Origin of the sequence: Acidovorax delafieldii 2AN, assembly GCF_000175235.1 — a bacterium.
GTDB lineage: Bacteria > Pseudomonadota > Gammaproteobacteria > Burkholderiales > Burkholderiaceae_C > Acidovorax > Acidovorax delafieldii_B.
Map to the genome: position 1 here is coordinate 1 of NZ_ACQT01000429.1, position 1,907 is coordinate 1,907.

General features: G+C 68.6%; 1 protein-coding gene and 1 pseudogene. Both read left to right on the plus strand.

Annotated features, from left to right (window positions below):
• Positions 1-153 precede the first annotated feature (153 nt).
• Positions 154-1,644: an ABC transporter substrate-binding protein gene (locus tag ACDELDRAFT_RS21880; RefSeq protein ID WP_005800769.1), complete on the plus strand. Its 1,491-nt coding sequence runs from the start codon at positions 154-156 to the stop codon at positions 1,642-1,644.
• A 70-nt stretch (positions 1,645-1,714) separates the two neighbouring features.
• Positions 1,715-1,907: pseudogene (locus ACDELDRAFT_RS21885) on the plus strand (amidase); the annotation flags it as partial.

Here is a 1,907-nt window from a genome sequence, read left to right on the forward strand (position 1 = left end):
CAGCGGTGGCCCCGTCGCGAGCGCACTGCGCCCCGGGAGCGGCTTGGACAACGGGGTCAATGCCGCGCCCGATGGTGTAAAACCCCCTTTTGAAGCCGCCGCCTGCACCTGCCGGCTGGCGCCCACTGACTGGTTTCCACCGGGAGAATCTGCATGCTCAATCGCCGCTCCGTCCTTGCCACTGGCGCCATCGCCGCGGTGCCCCTTGCCGCGCCCTGGGGCGCCCTGGCCCAGGGGCGCAAGGACACCGTGGTGCTGGCCCTCACGCTCGAACCGCCGGGGCTCGACCCCACGGCCGGCGCGGCCTCGTCCATCGCCGAGATCGTGCACTACAACATCTTCGAGACGCTCACCAAGATCAATGCCGACGGCAGCGTGTCGCCGCTGCTGGCCGAAAGCTGGGAAGTGTCGCCCGACCTCAAGACCTACACCCTGCGCCTGCGCCGGGGGGTGAAGTTCAGCAACGGCGTGCCCTTCACGGCCGCCGCGGTGAAGTTCTCGTTCGACCGCGCGGGCAGCGACAAGAGCACCAACAAGGACAAGCGCACCTTCGCCAATCTCACCACCCAGGTGGTGGACGACCACACCGTGGTGCTGATCAACAAGGACATCGACCCCGACTTCCTGTTTGTGCTGGGGCAGGCCACTTCCATCATCGTCGAGCCCCAAAGCGCCGCCACCAACGCCACGCGCCCGGTGGGCACGGGCCCCTACCTGCTCGGCGCATGGAACAAGGGCGCATCCGTCACGCTGACTGCATGGCCGGGCTTTCGTGCACCCGCCACGATCAAGATCCGCCGGGCCACGTTCCGCTTCATCTCCGACCCCGCCGCGCAGGTGGCGGCGCTGCTGGCAGGCGATGTGGACGTGTTTGCCCGCGTCACGCCGCGCAGCGTGGCCCAATTCAAGGGCAACCCGCGCTACCAGGTGGTGATGAGCGGCTCGCGCGCCAAGACCATCCTGGCCATCAACAACGCCCGAAAGCCCTTGGACGACGTGCGCGTGCGCCGTGCGATTGCCGCCGCCATCGACCGCAAGGCGGTCATCGAAGGCGCGGGCGACGGCTTTGGCGTGCCCATCGGCAGCCACTATGTGCCGGGCGCGTTCGGCTATGTGGACACCACGGGCATCAATCCCTTCGACCCCGACAAGGCCCGGCAGCTGCTGGCCGAGGCGGGCGTGAAGACGCCGCTCACACTCACGCTCACCCTGCCGCCGCCGCCCTATGCCCGCCAGGGGGGCGAGGTCATTGCCGCGCAGCTGGCCAAGGTCGGCATCGTGTGCAAGATCCAGAACGTGGAATGGGCCCAGTGGCTCAGTGGCACCTATGGCAGCAAGAACTACGACCTGACGCTCATCTCGCACGTCGAGCCCTTCGACCTGGCCAACTTTGCCAAGCCCGACTACTACTGGGGCTACCACTCGCCCCAGTTCAACACGCTGTTCGACAAGATCAAGAACGCCGCGCGCCCGGCCGACCGCGCCCGCCTGCTGGGCGACGCCCAGCGCCTGCTGGCCGAAGAGGCCGTGCACGCCTTTCTCTACCAGCCGCAATGGATCACGGTGGCCAACCGCAACGTGAAGGGGCTGTGGAAAGACATGCCGATCTTCGTGAACGACCTGTCGGCCCTCTCCTGGTCCTGAGCCCACGGCGGCCTGCGGGCCGCAACCGGCCCGCCGCACGGCGGGCGCCCTTCACCCCGGAAGCTGCCCCATGAGCGCCTTGCACGACCTGCCCGCCCACGCCCTGCTTGCGGCCTACCGCCAGCGCACCCTGTCACCGGTCGAGGTGGTTGCCGACGTGCTGGCCCACATCGAACGGTGGGAGCCCCACATCCGGGCCACCTATCTGCTGCGCCCCGAATCCGCGCTGTCGCAGGCGCGCGCGTCCGAAGCCCGCTGGCTGC